We start from the raw sequence: 14909 nt of genomic DNA on the forward strand, positions 1-14909 counted from the left end.
GTCACGAGACATGACCATGAAGACCGAGCTTATCGCGCTCGCGGCCGGCGCCCTGCTGTCCGCCGCGACCCTGACCCTCGCCCACGCCTCGCCGGCCGGCGACCAGTGGCTGGCGGACGCCCGCGCCACGCTGGAGACCCGTCTGGCCGCCGACGCCGTGCCCGACGCCGGCCGCGGCATCGTCGTCAGGCTGAACGCCACCACCGAGCCGCGGGCCTACAATCTGCGGGTCGTGCGCACCAGCGGCTCGCCCGAGTACGACGACGCCGCCCGGCGGGCGCTCAGCGGCGTCCGGCTGAAAGCCCCGCCGGAAGAGCTGCGCGGGCGCAGCGTGACCTTCACCCTGGGCGACGCGACGGCCGGCCCCTCGGCCGCCCCGACCGCCCGGTGATCGCCGGGGGCGGGACTGGACGCCCGCCCCCGGATTTTCCATCGACGCCAAGAAAAAAGGCCCGGCGCGAAACGCCGGGCCTTCTGTCTGCCGGGGACATGCACCGCGGGGACATGTCTCCCAGGCCGATGCTGGGTCTCTGATGGGGGACACGCACCTTCGGCACATGTCCCCGTGATCACTAGCCCAGAGCGGCCATCAGTTCCGGAACGGCGGTCTTGTAGTCCGCCACCAGACCGTAGTCGGCGACCTGGAAGATCGGCGCGTCGGCGTCCTTGTTGATCGCGACGATCACCTTGGAGTCCTTCATGCCGGCCAGGTGCTGGATGGCGCCCGAGATGCCGATGGCGATGTAGAGCGCCGGCGCGACGACCTTGCCGGTCTGGCCGACCTGGTAGTCGTTCGGGGCGTAGCCCGCGTCGACCGCGGCGCGCGAGGCGCCGACAGCGGCGCCGAGCTTGTCGGCCAGCGGCTCGATGACCCGCTGGAACTCCTCGGCCGAACCCATGGCGCGACCGCCGGAGACGACGATCTTGGCGGCCGTCAGTTCCGGACGGTCCGACTTGACCATCTCTTCCGAGACGAAGCGGGCGCCCGAACCAGCGGCGGCGGCGACCTTCTCGACCGGGGCCGAGCCGCCTTCAGCGGCGGCCTTGAAGGCCGTCGGGCGCACCGTCAGGACCTTCTTGGCGTCGCCCGTCTGGACGGTTTCCAGCGCGTTGCCGGCATAGATCGGACGCACGAAGGTGTCGGCGCTGACCACTTCGATGACGTCGGAGATCGGCGAGGCGTCGAGCTTGGCCGCCACGCGGGGGGCGAAGTTCTTGCCGGCCGAGGTGGCCGGGACCAGCACGGCGTCATAGCCGGCCATCAGGCCGGCGATGGTGTCGGCGATGGCTTCCGCCAGGCCGTGACCCACGTCCGCGCCCTCGGCGAGGATGACCTTGCGCACGCCGGCGATCTTGGCGGCGGCGGCGGCCACGGCGTCAGCGCCCTGGCCCAGGACCAGAACGTCCACGTCGCCCGAGATCTGCAGGGCCGCGGTGACGGTCTTGTGGGTGGTGTCGCGCAGGTGCGCGTTGTCGTTATCGGCGACGACGAGAACGGCCATCAGAGCACCCCCGCTTCAGTCTTCAGCTTGCTCACCAGATCGGCGGCGGTTTCGACCTTGATGCCGGCCGAGCGCTTGGCGGGCTCGGTGACCTTCAGGACCTTCAGGCGCGGCGCGACGTCGACGCCGTAGTCGCCGGTCGTCTTGGTCGCGATTTCCTTCTTCTTCGCCTTCATGATGTTCGGCAGCGAAGCGTAGCGCGGCTCGTTGAGGCGCAGGTCGGCGGTGATCACCGCCGGCAGCGTGACTTCCAGAACCTGCAGACCACCGTCGACCTCACGGGTCACGGTCGCCTTGCCGCCGGAGATCTCGACCTTCGAGGCGAAGGTCGCCTGCGGCCAGCCGAGCAGCTGCGACAGCATCTGGCCGACGGCGTTGTTGTCGCCGTCGATGGCCTGCTTGCCCATCAGGACGACATCGGCGCCTTCTTCCTTCGCCACGGCGGCGAGGAGCTTGGCGACCGCCAGCGGCTCAACGTCGACGTCCGACTGGATCAGGATGCCGCGGTCGGCGCCCATGGCCAGGGCCGTGCGGATGGTTTCCTGCGCCTGGGTCGGGCCGACGGAGACGGCGATGACCTCGGTGGCGACGCCCTTTTCCTTGAGACGGACGGCCTCTTCGACCGCGATCTCGCAGAAAGGGTTCATGGACATTTTGACGTTCGCCAGGTCCACGCCCGACTGGTCGGGTTTCACCCGAGCCTTCACGTTGTAATCGATAACCCGTTTGACCGGGACCAGCACCTTCATGGGTTTGTCCGCCCGTGTTTGTTGCGTTGCGAAAAATTTTGCGCGGGGAAGGCTGATAACGACTCCGCCGCGCAATGCAAGTTTCCGTCAGGGTCAAGTTAGGCCGGAAAATTGCCGTCGCCAGCCCGTTCGTATAGACGGCCTCTCATGAACCCGACGATCAACCGCCTGAAGATCCTGTTTCTCGCCCTTTTCGCCATCGGCGCGGTGGCGATCGGGGCCTACCAGATCTTCTACGTCCTGCCGGCCCAGAAATGCGACGACCGCAAGGGCTGGTTCGACCCGAAGACGCGCGGCTGCGGCACGGTCCTCTATATTCCGTCGATCACCGGCCGCCCGGCCGGCATGAGCCGCAAGGACTGGTCCGAGCAGCAGGCCGCCCGCGAGGCCCAGCGCGAACGGGAAGGCTATCCGACCCCGGACGGCTCGGCGCCGGCCGTTGCGGCCACAGTTCCGGTTCCGGTTCCGGTTCCGGCCAAAAAACCCTGAACCGCTCATCCCGGCGAAAGCCGGGACACCGATGACAGAACTCAGGGCTGAACGGCGAGCCGCCTGGGCCCGTTGAACTGGGTCCCGGCATTCGCCCGGGAGAGCGGAGAGGGTTCTGAACTACCGGCTGCCGCCGGGAACCCACAGCACGTCGCCCGCGCCCTTGTCGTTGGCCCAGCGGCCGGCGACGAACAGCAGGTCCGACAACCGGTTGAGATATCTGATCGCCGCGGCGCTGACCGGCTCGTCCGGCTCGGCGGCCAGGGCCACGCAGGTCCGCTCGGCCCGGCGGCAGACCGTCCGCGCCTGGTGCAAGGCCGCCGCCGCCGGCGTGCCGCCCGGCAGGACGAACGACGTCAACTCCGACAGTTCACTGTTCAGAAGGTCGATCTCGCCCTCCAGCCGGTCGACCTGGGACTGCAGGATGCGCAGGGGTTCCCATTCGACCGGCTTGCCGCGGTCGGGGGTGGCGAGATCCGCGCCCAGATCGAACAGGTCGTTCTGGATCCGTCCGAGAATCGCGTCGAGCACGGCGTCGCCGGCCGTGTGCAACCGCACCAGACCCAGGCAGGCGTTGGTCTCGTCGACCCCGCCATAGGCCTCGACGCGCAGGCTGTCCTTGCGGGCAGGCTCGCCGGTCGCCAGCCGGGTGACCCCGTCATCGCCCGTGCGCGTGTAGATGCGGTTGAGGGTGACCAAGCCGCTAGCCCGCGTGGCTGGTGCGCCACCACAGGGCGGCGACCAGGATCAGAATGGCGATGAACTGCAGCAGCACGCGCAGCCGCATGAGCCGGTTCGAATAGGAGCGGCCGAAGTCGCCGCCCCTGAACAGGGCGTAGAGACCGGCCAGCAGGGCCAGGAGCACGGCGGCCAGCGAGATCGGGATGAGAATGTCGAACAGCTTGTCCATGGCCCCAACCTAGCGCGCGGCGCCCGGTCCGGCCACCGGGGCGGCGACAATCGGTCGCAACCCGAATTGAGCGAATACGTTCATTGGGTAAATCTGTCGCATTTTATCGTTCAGGGAACGCAGCTAGCGATGACTTCGGGCCTGGTTAACGAGATTCGACCTGAATCCGGCCACTAAATTTGTGTTTGACCCCTAACGGCGTTCACTGTAGACGCCGCAACCCAACGCTCACTGAGCATGTTCAATGAACGCGATCACCTCCTCACCGTGGATCGCGTGGAATTTCACCACAACGGGGAGGACGAGACGGAGAAGTCATGGGCATGCCCCAAGTCGCCGCCGCCGTCCCAGGCGCGGAAAGAGATGAAACCATTGCCGAGGTCCGGCAGTTGATCATGGACCTGCGCGACGCCGCGCAGGACGGTCGCGAGCTGGCCCGGCGCTATGCCGACGTCCTGCAGAAGGTCGTCGACGAATACTGCGTTGAGTTTGAGAAGCGCGCCGAAGAGGCGCTGGCCCGTTTGGAGGCGGTCCAATGAATCATATTCCGATGCGCATGAATGCGCCGTCCCTGCGGCCGCAGAAGCTGACCCGCCGCGCGATGGCCAAGCAACAAACCCGTGAAAAGGTGCTCCAGGCCGCCCGCGATATGTTTATCGAGCGCGGCTACGAAGGCGCCACGATCCGTGACATCGCCCGCGCCGCCGGCATGTCCACCGGCGCGGTGTTCGCCAGCTTCACCGACAAGCCGGAGCTGTTCGACGCGATCCTGAGCGAGGACTTCGCCGCGCTGTTCGATCCCATGCGCGACGCCGCGGCCACCGCCCCGACGGCTCGCGAGGCCCTGGTGGCGATGTTCAGCGCCGCCTACCGCGCCCACAACGCCCAGCTGCCCCTGATTCAGGCGGCCTTGGCCGCGTCCTGGACCCGGACGCCGGAAGCCGAGCAGTTGCGCCGCGAATCGCTGCGCCCGCTGCGGGGCCTGGTCATGGAAGTGCTCGAACGCGGCGTCGAACGCGGCGAACTGACCCGCCGCTTTGACCTGCGGCTCGTCTCCGACGTGCTCTGGGATCTGTATCTCGCCGGCTACCGGCCCGCCGCCTTTGACGGCCTTTCTGTCGAGATCCAGACCGACAGGCTCGCCGATCGGATCGATCTGGTTCTGGCGGGCGTGAAAGCCTAGAGCGGACATCGAGCGGCGTCCGGATCCGGGCGCCGCCACTCCCGGGGGGGATCGGTTGGCAGGCGTTCGAGAGACGCAGAAGCAGAGCACGCGCCGCAAGGTCCTTGAAGCGGCGCGCGACCTGTTCAACGAGATCGGCTACGACGAGACCACCATCCGCGCCATCGCGGAACGGGCGGGTGTCTCCGTCGGCAGCGTCTTCACCACCTTCGCTTCGAAAGCCGACGTGCTCAGCCAGGTCATGGATGACCGGGTCGACGCCCTCTATTCGGAACTCGACCGGGTCGCCCGGCATCTGCGAGGCTCGGTCGTCGACCGGATCAGCTCGGTGTTCGCCATCCACTACGATTTCGAATGCCGGCGGGTGAAGCTGTTCCTGGCCCACGTCGCGGCGTCCTTCAGCCCGTCGCTGGAACCCTCGACCATCCCGTTCGGCCGCAACGCCCGGTTCAAGACCATGCTGATCGAGATGATCAGCGACGGCGTCACGCGCGGCGAAGTGCGGCCCGACTGCGACTGCGATCTGGTGCTGGACACCCTGATGGCCGCCTACGCCTGGAATTACCGGCTCGCGGCCCAGAAGGGCGCCGACGCCGCGCACATGACCGCGCTGATGGAGCGCCAGGTGGCGCTGATCTTCAACGGGCTGCGGCCTTAGTCGAGGGGACATGTACCGAAGGTACGTGTCCCCTCCGAAGCTCAGTTCGCGTCTTCCAGCAGCCGCCGGGCGATGACCTGGGCCTGGATCTCGCCGGCGCCCTCGAAGATGTTGAGGATGCGGGCGTCGGCCAGCACGCGGCTGATCTCGTATTCCATGGCGAAGCCGTTGCCGCCGTGGATCTGCAGGGCGTTGTCGGCGGCGGCCCAGGCGACCCGGGCGGCGATCAGCTTGGCCATGCCGGCCTCAAGGTCGCAGCGCTTGCCCTCGTCCTTCTGGCGGGCGGCGAAATAGGTCAGCTGGCGCACGGCCATGATCTCGCAGGCCATCATGGCCAGCTTGTTGGACACGCGCGGGAAGCCGAAGATCGGCCCGCCGAACTGCTTGCGGTCGAGGGCGTAGCTGAGGCCGAGCTCCAGCGCGCGCTGGGCCACGCCGACGGCGCGGGCGGCGGTCTGGATGCGGGCGCTCTCGAAGGTCGCCATCAGCTGCTTGAAGCCCTGCCCCTCGACGCCGCCCAGCAGGTTGGCCACCGGCACGGTGAAGCCGTCGAAGCCGATCTCGTATTCCTTCATGCCGCGGTAGCCGATCACGCCGATCTCGCCGCCGCTCATGCCGTCGGTCGGGAAGGGGTTGGCGTCATCCCCGCGCAGCTTGGGGGCCAGCAGCATCGACAGACCGCGATAGTCGGTGGTGTTCGGGTCGGTGCGGACCAGCAGGGTCATCACATCGGCGCGGGCCGCGTGGGTGATCCAGGTCTTGTTGCCCGTGACGACATAGGTGTCGCCGTCACGGACGCCGCGCGTGCGCAGGCTGCCGAGGTCGGAGCCGGTGTTGGGCTCGGTGAACACGGCGGTCGGCAGGATGTCGGCGGTGGCGATCCTGGGCAGCCACTCGGCCTTCTGCTCGGCGGTGCCGCCGGTCAGGATCAGCTCGGCGGCGATCTCCGAGCGGGTGGCCAGAGAGCCGACGCCGATCCAGGCGCGGCTGAGTTCCTCGGACACCACGCACATGGCCGTCTTGCCCAGGCCAGCGCCGTCATACTCTTCCGGAATGGTCAGGCCGAACACGCCGAGGTCGCCGAGTTCCTTGACCAGCTCCATGGGGATCAGTTCGTCGCGCAGGTGCCAGCCGTGGGCGAATGGAACGACCTTCTCCTCGGCGAAGCCGTGGAACTGGTCGCGGATCATCTCGAAGGTCTCGTCAAGGCCGGTCTTCTCGACGGTCGGCTTGCCGCGCGCGGCGGCGACGAGATCGGCGACGCGCGTCTTGACGGCCTGGCCGCCGCCCTGGGTCATCAGCTGGACCAGGGCCGGCGCGAACAGGCGGTTCATGGTGTCGCGGCTGGCGGTCAGGTCAGCCGGGCGGATCATCTCGCCCTGGTTCATCGGGATCCCGCCGACCAGCTGGGTGCAGTATTCAGCGAACAGCAGCTGGGCCAGCAGGGCCTCGGTCTCGCCGAAGGCGCCGTCCGCCTCGAGCCGCGCGGCCCAGCCGGCGACCTGGTTCAGCAGCTCGGCGTAGCTGGCGTACCAGCCGTAGCCGTGCACGGCGTGCTGCTCGACGTCGGCCAGTACGCGGTCGATCTTGCCCCCGCTGGAGACGCGCGCCTTCACCGCGCCCTTGGCGTCGGCGACGAACGCCCCGGCGGCGTCGGCCGCCTGCTGCAGCAGGGCGGTCAGGCCCGGCAGGACGAGAGACTCAGGCGTGGCGTCGACAGCGGCGGCGGTCATGGGTTCTTTCTCCCCGAAATTTGTTGCGGCGCACTATATGCATTTCGCAAGCGCACACAATCTGGCCCGGACACAGGTAGAATTTGCCACGCCGAAGGCGAGCCCTATGTTGCCGAACAATCGGAAATACAGGGAAAAACGCCGTGCTGACCGTTCACCATCTCAATGAATCGCGCTCGCAGCGCATCCTCTGGCTGCTGGAGGAACTGGGCGCGCCCTACGAGATCAGGTTCTACAGCCGCGATTCCGAAACCCGCCTGGCCCCGCCCGAGCTGAAAGCTGTCCATCCGCTGGGCAAGTCGCCGGTGATCACCGACGGCGACAACACCGTCATCGAGTCGGGCGCGATCATCGACTACATCATCCGCCGGCACGGCGGCGGCCGCATGGCCCCGGCGCCCGGCACGGCGGACCACGAGTCCTACCTGCAGTGGCTGCACTACGGCGAGGGCAGCGCCATGCTGCCGCTGATGCTGAGCATGTACGTCATGCGCCTGGGCGAGGCCGGCGCGCCGCTGCACCCGCGCATCGAGAGCGAGATCGCCAACCACATGAGCTACATCGAGGGCGCTCTGGCCGGCCGCGACTGGCTGATCGGCGACGGCCCCACCGGCGCGGACGCGCAGATGAGCTTTATCCCGGAGGTGCTGAAGGCGTTCGGCAAGCTCGCCGGTTATCCGAACATGTCCGCCTGGATCGAACGCATCCACGCCCGCCCGGCCTGGCAGGCGGCGCTCGACAAGGGCGGTCCGTACCTGATGGGGCGGTAGTTTGCGTCCTTCGAGACGCGGACCCGAGGGTCCGCTCGTCAGGATGACGGGCAGGGGTGGTTCGCGCTTCTGTTCGTCATGGTGAGGAGCGCGCCGCAAGCGAGCGTCTCGAACCACGCACCCTACGGCAGCGGATCGTCCAGATAGCCGTCGAGGAAATCGAACACCGTCGCCTTCAGCAGACCGTGGGGGATGGCGTTGAAGTGGTCGCAGCCGACCAGGCCCACCGCCTTCGCACCGGGAATGGCGTCGGCCAGGTCCTGCGGGTCTCCGGCCAGCTCGTCCCGCGAGCCGGCGACCACGAGAGTCGGCGCCGAGACCGCCAGCAGGTCGGCCCGCGTGATCGGGTTCGACGCGCCGCGGCTGAAGGCGGCCAGCGCCAGCCGGTCCTCGCCCTGCTCGTCGGCGAACTGGCGGAAGCTCTTCAGCATCGGCTCGGTGACGGCGTCGGGGCTGTCCGCCTCCATCGCCACGGCCATCGGGTCGCCGGGCGGGGGAGGATCGAACAGCCTGCCGCCGACCCCGCCGAGGATCAGGTAGCCGACCCGCTCGCGCTCGGTCATGGCCAGTTTCAGCGCCAGCCGGGCGCCCATCGAATAGCCGAACACATTGGCCCACTCGACGCCCAGATGGTCGAGCAGGGCGACGATGTCCCGCACCAGCGTCTCGCGGCCATAGGCGGCCGGGTCATGCGGCTTGTCGCTTTCGCCATGGCCGCGCAGGTCGAGCGCGATCAGCCGCTGGCCGCGCTGGGCGATGGCCGCGTACCAGCCGGTGCGTTTCCAGGCTTCCTGGCGGTTGGATGAAAAGCCGTGGATCAGAAGCAGCGGCGCGGCGCCGGCCGGGCCGGTGTCGTCGTAGGCGATGGTCACGCCGTCGGCGGTGGTGAAACCGACCATCAGCCCTGATCCGGCAAGCTGTATCGCGCCACAGGCATCATCTGAGTCTCCCGGACCGGCAAAGTGGCGCCGGGGGGCCGGGGGTCAAGCGGAAAGCGGCCGGGCGGCGACATCAACGCCCCCGCGGCCGGACGCGGCAGGTCCTGCGACCGGGGGATACAGACCCAAAGGCGTATCCCCCTGCCCCGTCAGCGCAGATCGGGCGGCGTCGCCTCGGCGGTCAGCAGGGCGATGGCCTCCTCGACCGTCACGATCGTCTGGTCCTGCGACCCGAGTCGGCGGATGGCGACCTTGCCCTCCTCGGCCTCCTTGCGGCCGACCACGGCGATGGCCGGCACCTTGCCGACGCTGTGCTCGCGGATCTTGTAGCCGACCTTCTCGTTGCGCAGGTCGACCTCGACGCGCAGGCCGGCGGCGCGGAATTTCGCCGTGACCTCCTTCGCGTAGTCGTCGGCCTCGGAGACGATCGTCGTGACCACGGCCTGCACCGGCGCCAGCCACATCGGGAAGCGCCCGGCGTAGTTCTCGATCATGATGCCGATGAACCGCTCGAACGAGCCGAGGATCGCCCGGTGCAGCATCACGGGGCGCTGCTTGGAGCCGTCCTCGGCGATGTATTCGGCGCCGAGCCGTTCGGGCAGCACATAGTCGAGCTGCAGCGTGCCGCAGGTCCATTCCCGGCCGATCGCGTCCTGGACGATGAAGTCCAGCTTGGGGGCGTAGAAGGCCCCGTCGCCCTCGGCGATCACCGGCGTGACCCCGGCCAGCCGCGCGGCCTCGGCCAGCATGCCCTCGGCCTTGTCCCAGAATTCGTCCGAGCCGGCGCGGATTTCCGGCCGCGTGGCCAGGGCGATGTATTTCGTCTCCATGCCGAGGTCGGCGTGGATCATCTTCGTCAGGCGGATGAACTTCTCCGTCTCCTCGACGATCTGGTCCTCGCGGCAGAAGATGTGGGCGTCATCCTGGGTGAAGGCGCGCACCCGCATCAGGCCGTGCAGGGCGCCGGACGGCTCGTAGCGGTGACAGGCGCCGAACTCGGCCATGCGCATCGGCAGCTCCTTGTAGGAGCGCTGGCCGACGCCGAAGATCTGCACGTGGCCCGGGCAGTTCATCGGCTTGAGCGACAGCACCTCGCCCTCGACCGTCTCGCAGACGAACATGTTGGGCCGGTACTTGTCCCAGTGGCCGGAGTTCTCCCAGAACGTCCGTTCCAGCACCTGAGGCGTCTTGACCTCGATGTAGCCGGCCGCGTCGAGCCGGCGGCGCATGTAGGCCTCGAGCGTGCGCCACAGCTGCCAGCCCTTGGGATGCCAGAAGACCATGCCCCGGCCCTCTTCCTGCATGTGGAAGAGATCCATCGACCGGCCCAGCTTGCGGTGGTCGCGCTTCTCGGCTTCCTCGACGCGCAGCAGATAGGCGGCGAGGTCTTCCGGCGTGGCCCAGGCCGTGCCGTAGATGCGCTGCAGCTGGGCGTTGTTCTGGTCGCCGCGCCAGTAGGCGCCGGCCAGCTTGGTCAGCTTGAACGCCTTGCCGACATGCTTCGTCGACGGCAGGTGCGGCCCGCGGCAGAGGTCGGCCCAGTTCCCCTGGCGATAGAGCGTCACGTCCTGGTCGGCCGGGATGCCCTCGATGATCTCGGCCTTGTAGTTCTCGCCGATGGCCTTGAAGTGAGCGATCGCCTTGTCGCGCTCCCACACCTCGCGGACGATCTTCTCGTCGCGGTCCACGATCTCGGCCATGCGCTTCTCGATCGCCGCGAAGTCGTCCGTGCTGAACGGCTCGTCGCGGGCGAAGTCGTAGTAGAAGCCATCCTCGACGTTCGGGCCGATCGTCACCTGCGTGCCGGGGAACAGCTCCTGCACCGCCTCGGCCAGCACGTGGGCCGTGTCGTGGCGGATGGTGTCCAGCGCGTCGGGGTCGTTGCGGTCGACGAACTCGACCTTGCCGCCGCCGGGCAGCGGACGGTCGAAGTCGAGCAGCTTTCCGTCCAGCCGGACGAGCAGCGTGCGTTTGGCCAGCGAGGGCGAGATGGCCGTGGCCACGTCGCGGCCGCTGGAGCCTTGCGGATACTGACGGACGGAGCCGTCGGGGAAGATCAGGTCGATCATGGTTCTGGTTCGCACTTTCGTGGCGGCACCGGATCAAATCCGGAGCGGCCCCAGGGATGGCAGCTGCACAGACGCTTCGTGGCGAGCCAGCCGCCGCGAACCGGTCCGTGCGTGATCAGGGCCTCGCGCGCATAGTCCGAACAGGTCGGAAGAAAGCGGCACTGGCGTCCGATCAACGGGGACAGCGTCAGCTTGTAGGCGCGGTGCGCCAGCGTCACGCTGCGTTCGTAGAGGGTCATGCCGACACGAGGGTGGGTGAACGAGTCCCGGCGCTTATCGACGCGCCAGCGCGCGCGATCAAGCCGCGTCGGCGCCGCTAGTTCGTGTCGTGGCCTGACGGACAGCCGCCACCGCGGCCTCGAACGCCAGAAGCGTCGAGGCATGTCGGGCGGGATAGTCCTTCACGGGCGCCAGCACGGCCAGATCCTCAAATCGTCCGGCAGGCGCGGGCCCGCCGGACTTCAACATCGCGGCAAGCTGATCGCGCGCGGTTGAGATTTCGTCAAGCCCGGCCCCGATGACATTGGCCCCGAGCACCGCCGCCGACGCCTGGCCGAGGGCGCAGGCCTGGACGTCCTGGGCGAAGGCCGCGACCTTGCCGGCGGCGTCCAGGTCGACATCGACGACGATCCGGCTGCCGCAAAGCTTGGCGACCTTCTCCGCCGACCCCTGCGGCGCGGCCAGCCTCCCGGCGTGCGGCATGTTCGCCGCCAGGGTGAGGATGCGGGCGCTGTAGAGGTCGTCGATCATGGGAGGGGATATAGCAACTGCAACGGAGACATGCACCGCACCGCATCCTCTGCCATTTGGGGGGCGAGCATAGGGACTTCAGACACTGTGGCGGCAGAGTCCGCTACGGGTGGAAAGCTGACGGCGGGGCAGCTACCATCACCATGCAGTCGTCTCGGTTTTGCATATGCCCTTAGACCCCGCAGTAGTTCTTGGTGTCCCCGCATGTGGCCTCGGGACCGTTCTGGCGATCTACTCTTCGCTGAGAGCCGCTAAAATTCGTAGCTATGTGATCGAGAACTCGCTCGCCCCCGATTTAACCAAGTCATACTACTTCGCTCGGTTCTATTTTGCCGGGGTATCCGCCGCCTACGAAAAGGCGACCGGTGATCGGGCGAGTGTGCGGCTCACTTACTTGACCGGCATCCTGGGAATGCTTCTGTTCGTGGGAGGCGCAATGCTGGCGATGTCCCATTTCCCTGTCATCCGGTCGCCATCCCCAGCGTCCGCTTAGGGTCGACTCCGGAAACCAAACACCCCTTGGAATCCGCCCGCCCGTTCCACCGCCAGCGCGAGGTGCGCCCTCCCCATCTCCCCGCTCATCCTCGCGGAAGCGAGGACCCAGGTTTACGGCCGGTGCACGCACCTCAAGGGATGTCTGGCTCCTCGATAAGAAATGCCCCGAAGATTGCTTCCTGTATTTATACCCTCTAAAATTGTATTGGTGACAAGCGCGCACGAGCACCGTCATGGCCTTCTACGTCTACATCCTCGCGAGCCAGCGGAACGGGCCCCTCTACATCGGATCCACCGACAGCATCGTGCGACGGGTCGGCGAACATCGCGAGGGCCTGATCCCGGGATTCACCAGCCGCTACGGCGTGAAGATGCTGGTCTGGTACGAGGCCTTCGAGACCCGCGACGACGCCTTCCGCCGCGAGCGACAGATGAAAGTCTGGCGCCGGGCCTGGAAGATCGAACTGATCGAAAAGACCAATCCCGGATGGCGGGACCTGTATCCGGAGATCTGCTGAGCGCCAGACATCCCCTGCCGTGCGTGCACCGGCCGTAAACCTGGTTCCTCGCTTCCGCGAGGATGAGCGGAATGAATGGGGCTATTTCCGGTCCGCCCACAGGGCTTCGGAGCGCGCCTTGAGCACGTCGTTCATCGACTCGAAGCCGTCGAGCAGCTTGCGGCGCAGGCGGCGGGCGATGAACGGGCCGAGCGTCCCGTCGAAGATTTCGCCGTTGGAGAAGATGACGTTCTCCTCGCCCATCTTCTCGATCTCGAGGTAGCGCACCGTCCGGGCCCAGCCGCGCAGCAGGTCGTGCCGCCAGTGGATATGGTCGTAGGGCGCCCAGTCGAGGATCACCGGGTTGATCGTGCGCGGCGCTTCGCCGGGCAGCGCCAGTTCGAGGGTCCAGCGGTTGCCGATGCGGATCTCGCCCTGGGCGGCGGGATAGATCCCGGTCCAGTCGCCCCAGCCGGAAATATCCGAAAGGATTTCCCAGACGATCTCGTCGGGCGCCTGGATGCCTATTCTGCGCTCTAGCTTGACCGCCATATCCCTATTCCGCTCATCCCGGCGAAGGCCGGGACCCAGGTGTTTTTGACTCTGATTCCGCCACCGCCCCAGGCTTTCAGAAAAAGCCTGGGTCCCGGCCGGAGTTTATCCTCGGGCGCGCGCAAGCGCGACCCGGGGGCCGGGATGAGCAGTATTTGAGAGACCTATGCGGGGTCTTTCAACCGCCAGGTCGCGCCCGTCGGAGAATCCATGACGATCACGCCGAGCGCGTCGAGCTCGCCGCGGATGCGGTCGGCCTCGGGCCAGTCCTTGCCCGCGCGTGCCGCGACCCGGGCCTCCAGCAGGGCCTCGACCTTTTCCCGCAGCGCATCGTCGGCCCCGCCGGCGAACCAGACGTCGGGATCGGCGTCGAGGAAACCCAGCAGGTTGGCGGCGGCCAGCAGGTCGGCCTTGGCCTGGACCTTGGCGTCGCCGTGGGCCGTCTCCAGCGTCTTGGCCAGGCCGAACAGCTCGGCGTAGGCCCTGGGCGTGTTGAGATCGTCGGACAGGGCCTCGAGGAAGGCCGCCGGCGGCGGGCTGTGCGGGGCGTCGAGCCCCTTGACCCGCTGCAGGGCGCCGTAGAGCCGGTCGAGCGCCTTGCGGCTCTGCTCGATCAGCTCGCCGGTCCAGTCGAGCGGCTGGCGATAGTGGGCGCTGAGCAGGGCCCAGCGCAGCACCTCGCCCGGAATGGTCTTGAGCAGGTCGTGCGGGATGATGACGTTGCCGAGGCTCTTGCTCATCTTCTCGCCCGCCATGTCGAGGAAGCCGTTGTGCATCCAGTAGTTGGCGTAGACGGGGATGCCGTGGGCGCAGCGTCCCTGGGCCAGTTCGTTCTCATGGTGCGGGAACTGCAGGTCGATGCCGCCGCCGTGGATGTCGATCGGCAGACCGAGCACGGCCTCGATCATCGCCGAGCACTCGATGTGCCAGCCGGGCCGGCCGGCGCCCCAGGGGCTGGGCCATTCCGGCTCGCCCGGCTTGGACGGCTTCCACAGCACGAAGTCGGCCGGGTGGCGCTTGTAGGGGGCGGGATCGACGCGGGCGACCTGGACCATGTCGTCCATCGGCCGGCCGGACAGCTTGCCGTAATCGGCGAAGCTCTGGGTGTCGAACAGCACATGGCCCTCGGCCGCGTAGGCCGCGCCGCGCTCGATCAGGGCGCCGATCTGCGCCAGCATGGCGTCGATATTCTCGGTGGCCCGCGGCTGCAGCGTCGGCGACAGGGCGCCGAGCGCGCCCATGTCTTCCTGGTAGGCGGCCAGATAGCGGTCGGTGATGACGCGGATATCGACGCCCTCGTCGACCGCCTTCTTGTTGATCTTGTCGTCCACGTCGGTGACGTTGCGGGCGTAGACCACCCGGTCCTGGCCATAGACGTATCGCAGCAGCCGGAACAGCACGTCGAACACGACGACCGGCCGGGCGTTGCCGATATGGGCGTAGCCGTAGACCGTGGGCCCGCAGACGTACATCGTCACCCGCTGGGGATCGGCGGGAACGAAGGGCCGCTTTTCGCGGGCCATGGTGTCATAGAGCTTCAGGGTCATGTCCGTCTGACGTTGGGTAAGAGCTTGCCGGGTCGCCGGTGCGCCCCATATAGCTTTCAGGCGCGAG

18 protein-coding genes are annotated in these 14909 nt (G+C 67.6%); 7 read left to right on the forward strand and 11 right to left on the reverse strand.

What is annotated here, in order from left to right; all coding sequences use genetic code 11:
* Positions 1-16 precede the first annotated feature (16 nt).
* The gene (locus AC1RN0_RS12585) at positions 17-391 is read left to right on the forward strand and encodes a hypothetical protein (protein ID WP_492787782.1); all 375 of its coding nucleotides are present in this window, start codon (positions 17-19) and stop codon (positions 389-391) included.
* A 181-nt stretch (positions 392-572) separates the two neighbouring features.
* Here the strand turns inward: AC1RN0_RS12585 and AC1RN0_RS12590 are convergent, their stop codons facing one another.
* Positions 573-1502 (reverse strand): electron transfer flavoprotein subunit alpha/FixB family protein, encoded by a 930-nt coding sequence (locus tag AC1RN0_RS12590; RefSeq protein WP_492787783.1) that lies wholly within the window; start codon positions 1500-1502, stop codon positions 573-575.
* Positions 1502-2251, reverse strand: a complete 750-nt coding sequence (locus AC1RN0_RS12595) for an electron transfer flavoprotein subunit beta/FixA family protein (protein WP_492787784.1) — start codon at positions 2249-2251, stop codon at positions 1502-1504. Before AC1RN0_RS12595 ends, AC1RN0_RS12590 begins: the two co-directional genes overlap by 1 nt.
* A gap of 147 nt (positions 2252-2398) precedes the next feature.
* Here AC1RN0_RS12595 and AC1RN0_RS12600 point away from each other — a divergent pair, with 147 nt between their 5' ends.
* Complete coding sequence (locus AC1RN0_RS12600; RefSeq protein WP_492787785.1) at positions 2399-2740, forward strand: hypothetical protein; 342 nt, start codon at positions 2399-2401, stop codon at positions 2738-2740.
* A gap of 120 nt (positions 2741-2860) precedes the next feature.
* Here the strand turns inward: AC1RN0_RS12600 and AC1RN0_RS12605 are convergent, their stop codons facing one another.
* The gene (locus AC1RN0_RS12605) at positions 2861-3439 is read right to left on the reverse strand and encodes a cob(I)yrinic acid a,c-diamide adenosyltransferase (RefSeq protein ID WP_492787786.1); all 579 of its coding nucleotides are present in this window, start codon (positions 3437-3439) and stop codon (positions 2861-2863) included.
* Positions 3440-3443: 4 nt separating this feature from the next.
* On the reverse strand, positions 3444-3650 hold the full coding sequence (locus AC1RN0_RS12610) for a twin transmembrane helix small protein (RefSeq protein ID WP_492787787.1): 207 nt from the start codon (positions 3648-3650) through the stop codon (positions 3444-3446).
* A 323-nt stretch (positions 3651-3973) separates the two neighbouring features.
* Between AC1RN0_RS12610 and AC1RN0_RS12615 the strand changes: the two genes are divergently transcribed.
* The 3 genes from AC1RN0_RS12615 to AC1RN0_RS12625 are packed head-to-tail and all read left to right on the forward strand — an operon-like array spanning position 3974 to position 5491.
* Positions 3974-4189 (forward strand): hypothetical protein, encoded by a 216-nt coding sequence (locus AC1RN0_RS12615; protein WP_492787788.1) that lies wholly within the window; start codon positions 3974-3976, stop codon positions 4187-4189.
* On the forward strand, positions 4186-4833 hold the full coding sequence (locus AC1RN0_RS12620; RefSeq protein WP_492787789.1) for a TetR/AcrR family transcriptional regulator: 648 nt from the start codon (positions 4186-4188) through the stop codon (positions 4831-4833). Before AC1RN0_RS12615 ends, AC1RN0_RS12620 begins: the two co-directional genes overlap by 4 nt.
* 55 nt (positions 4834-4888) lie before the next feature.
* Positions 4889-5491, forward strand: a complete 603-nt coding sequence (locus AC1RN0_RS12625) for a TetR/AcrR family transcriptional regulator (RefSeq protein WP_492787790.1) — start codon at positions 4889-4891, stop codon at positions 5489-5491.
* Positions 5492-5532: 41 nt separating this feature from the next.
* On the opposite strand, the gene AC1RN0_RS12630 is transcribed toward AC1RN0_RS12625, so the two are convergent.
* Positions 5533-7224, reverse strand: a complete 1692-nt coding sequence (locus AC1RN0_RS12630) for an acyl-CoA dehydrogenase family protein (RefSeq protein WP_492787791.1) — start codon at positions 7222-7224, stop codon at positions 5533-5535.
* A 143-nt stretch (positions 7225-7367) separates the two neighbouring features.
* On the opposite strand from AC1RN0_RS12630, the gene AC1RN0_RS12635 reads away from it, so the two are divergent.
* Entirely contained in the window at positions 7368-7994 is a 627-nt protein-coding gene (locus AC1RN0_RS12635) for a glutathione S-transferase family protein (protein ID WP_492787792.1), read from the forward strand.
* A 122-nt stretch (positions 7995-8116) separates the two neighbouring features.
* Here AC1RN0_RS12635 and AC1RN0_RS12640 read toward each other — a convergent pair whose 3' ends face one another.
* The 4 genes from AC1RN0_RS12640 to AC1RN0_RS12655 form a co-directional block, all read right to left on the reverse strand.
* A complete protein-coding gene (locus AC1RN0_RS12640; protein WP_492787793.1) occupies positions 8117-8893 on the reverse strand; it encodes an alpha/beta fold hydrolase in 777 nt (258 codons plus the stop codon).
* Between the two features lie 188 nt (positions 8894-9081).
* Entirely contained in the window at positions 9082-11001 is a 1920-nt protein-coding gene (thrS, locus tag AC1RN0_RS12645) for a threonine--tRNA ligase (protein ID WP_492787794.1), read from the reverse strand.
* Positions 10998-11240, reverse strand: a complete 243-nt coding sequence (yidD, locus tag AC1RN0_RS12650; protein ID WP_492787795.1) for a membrane protein insertion efficiency factor YidD — start codon at positions 11238-11240, stop codon at positions 10998-11000. Before yidD ends, thrS begins: the two co-directional genes overlap by 4 nt.
* Positions 11241-11298: 58 nt before the next feature.
* Positions 11299-11751 (reverse strand): iron-sulfur cluster assembly scaffold protein, encoded by a 453-nt coding sequence (locus tag AC1RN0_RS12655; protein ID WP_492787796.1) that lies wholly within the window; start codon positions 11749-11751, stop codon positions 11299-11301.
* Between the two features lie 728 nt (positions 11752-12479).
* Between AC1RN0_RS12655 and AC1RN0_RS12660 the strand changes: the two genes are divergently transcribed.
* The gene (locus tag AC1RN0_RS12660) at positions 12480-12764 is read left to right on the forward strand and encodes a GIY-YIG nuclease family protein (protein ID WP_492787797.1); all 285 of its coding nucleotides are present in this window, start codon (positions 12480-12482) and stop codon (positions 12762-12764) included.
* 81 nt (positions 12765-12845) lie between these two features.
* Here AC1RN0_RS12660 and AC1RN0_RS12665 read toward each other — a convergent pair whose 3' ends face one another.
* Entirely contained in the window at positions 12846-13295 is a 450-nt protein-coding gene (locus AC1RN0_RS12665) for an SRPBCC family protein (protein WP_492787798.1), read from the reverse strand.
* Between the two features lie 164 nt (positions 13296-13459).
* On the reverse strand, positions 13460-14842 hold the full coding sequence (gene cysS, locus AC1RN0_RS12670; protein ID WP_492787799.1) for a cysteine--tRNA ligase: 1383 nt from the start codon (positions 14840-14842) through the stop codon (positions 13460-13462).
* Positions 14843-14909 lie beyond the last annotated feature (67 nt).

It is taken from the genome of Caulobacter sp. GW821-FHT12F03 (assembly GCF_058806855.1).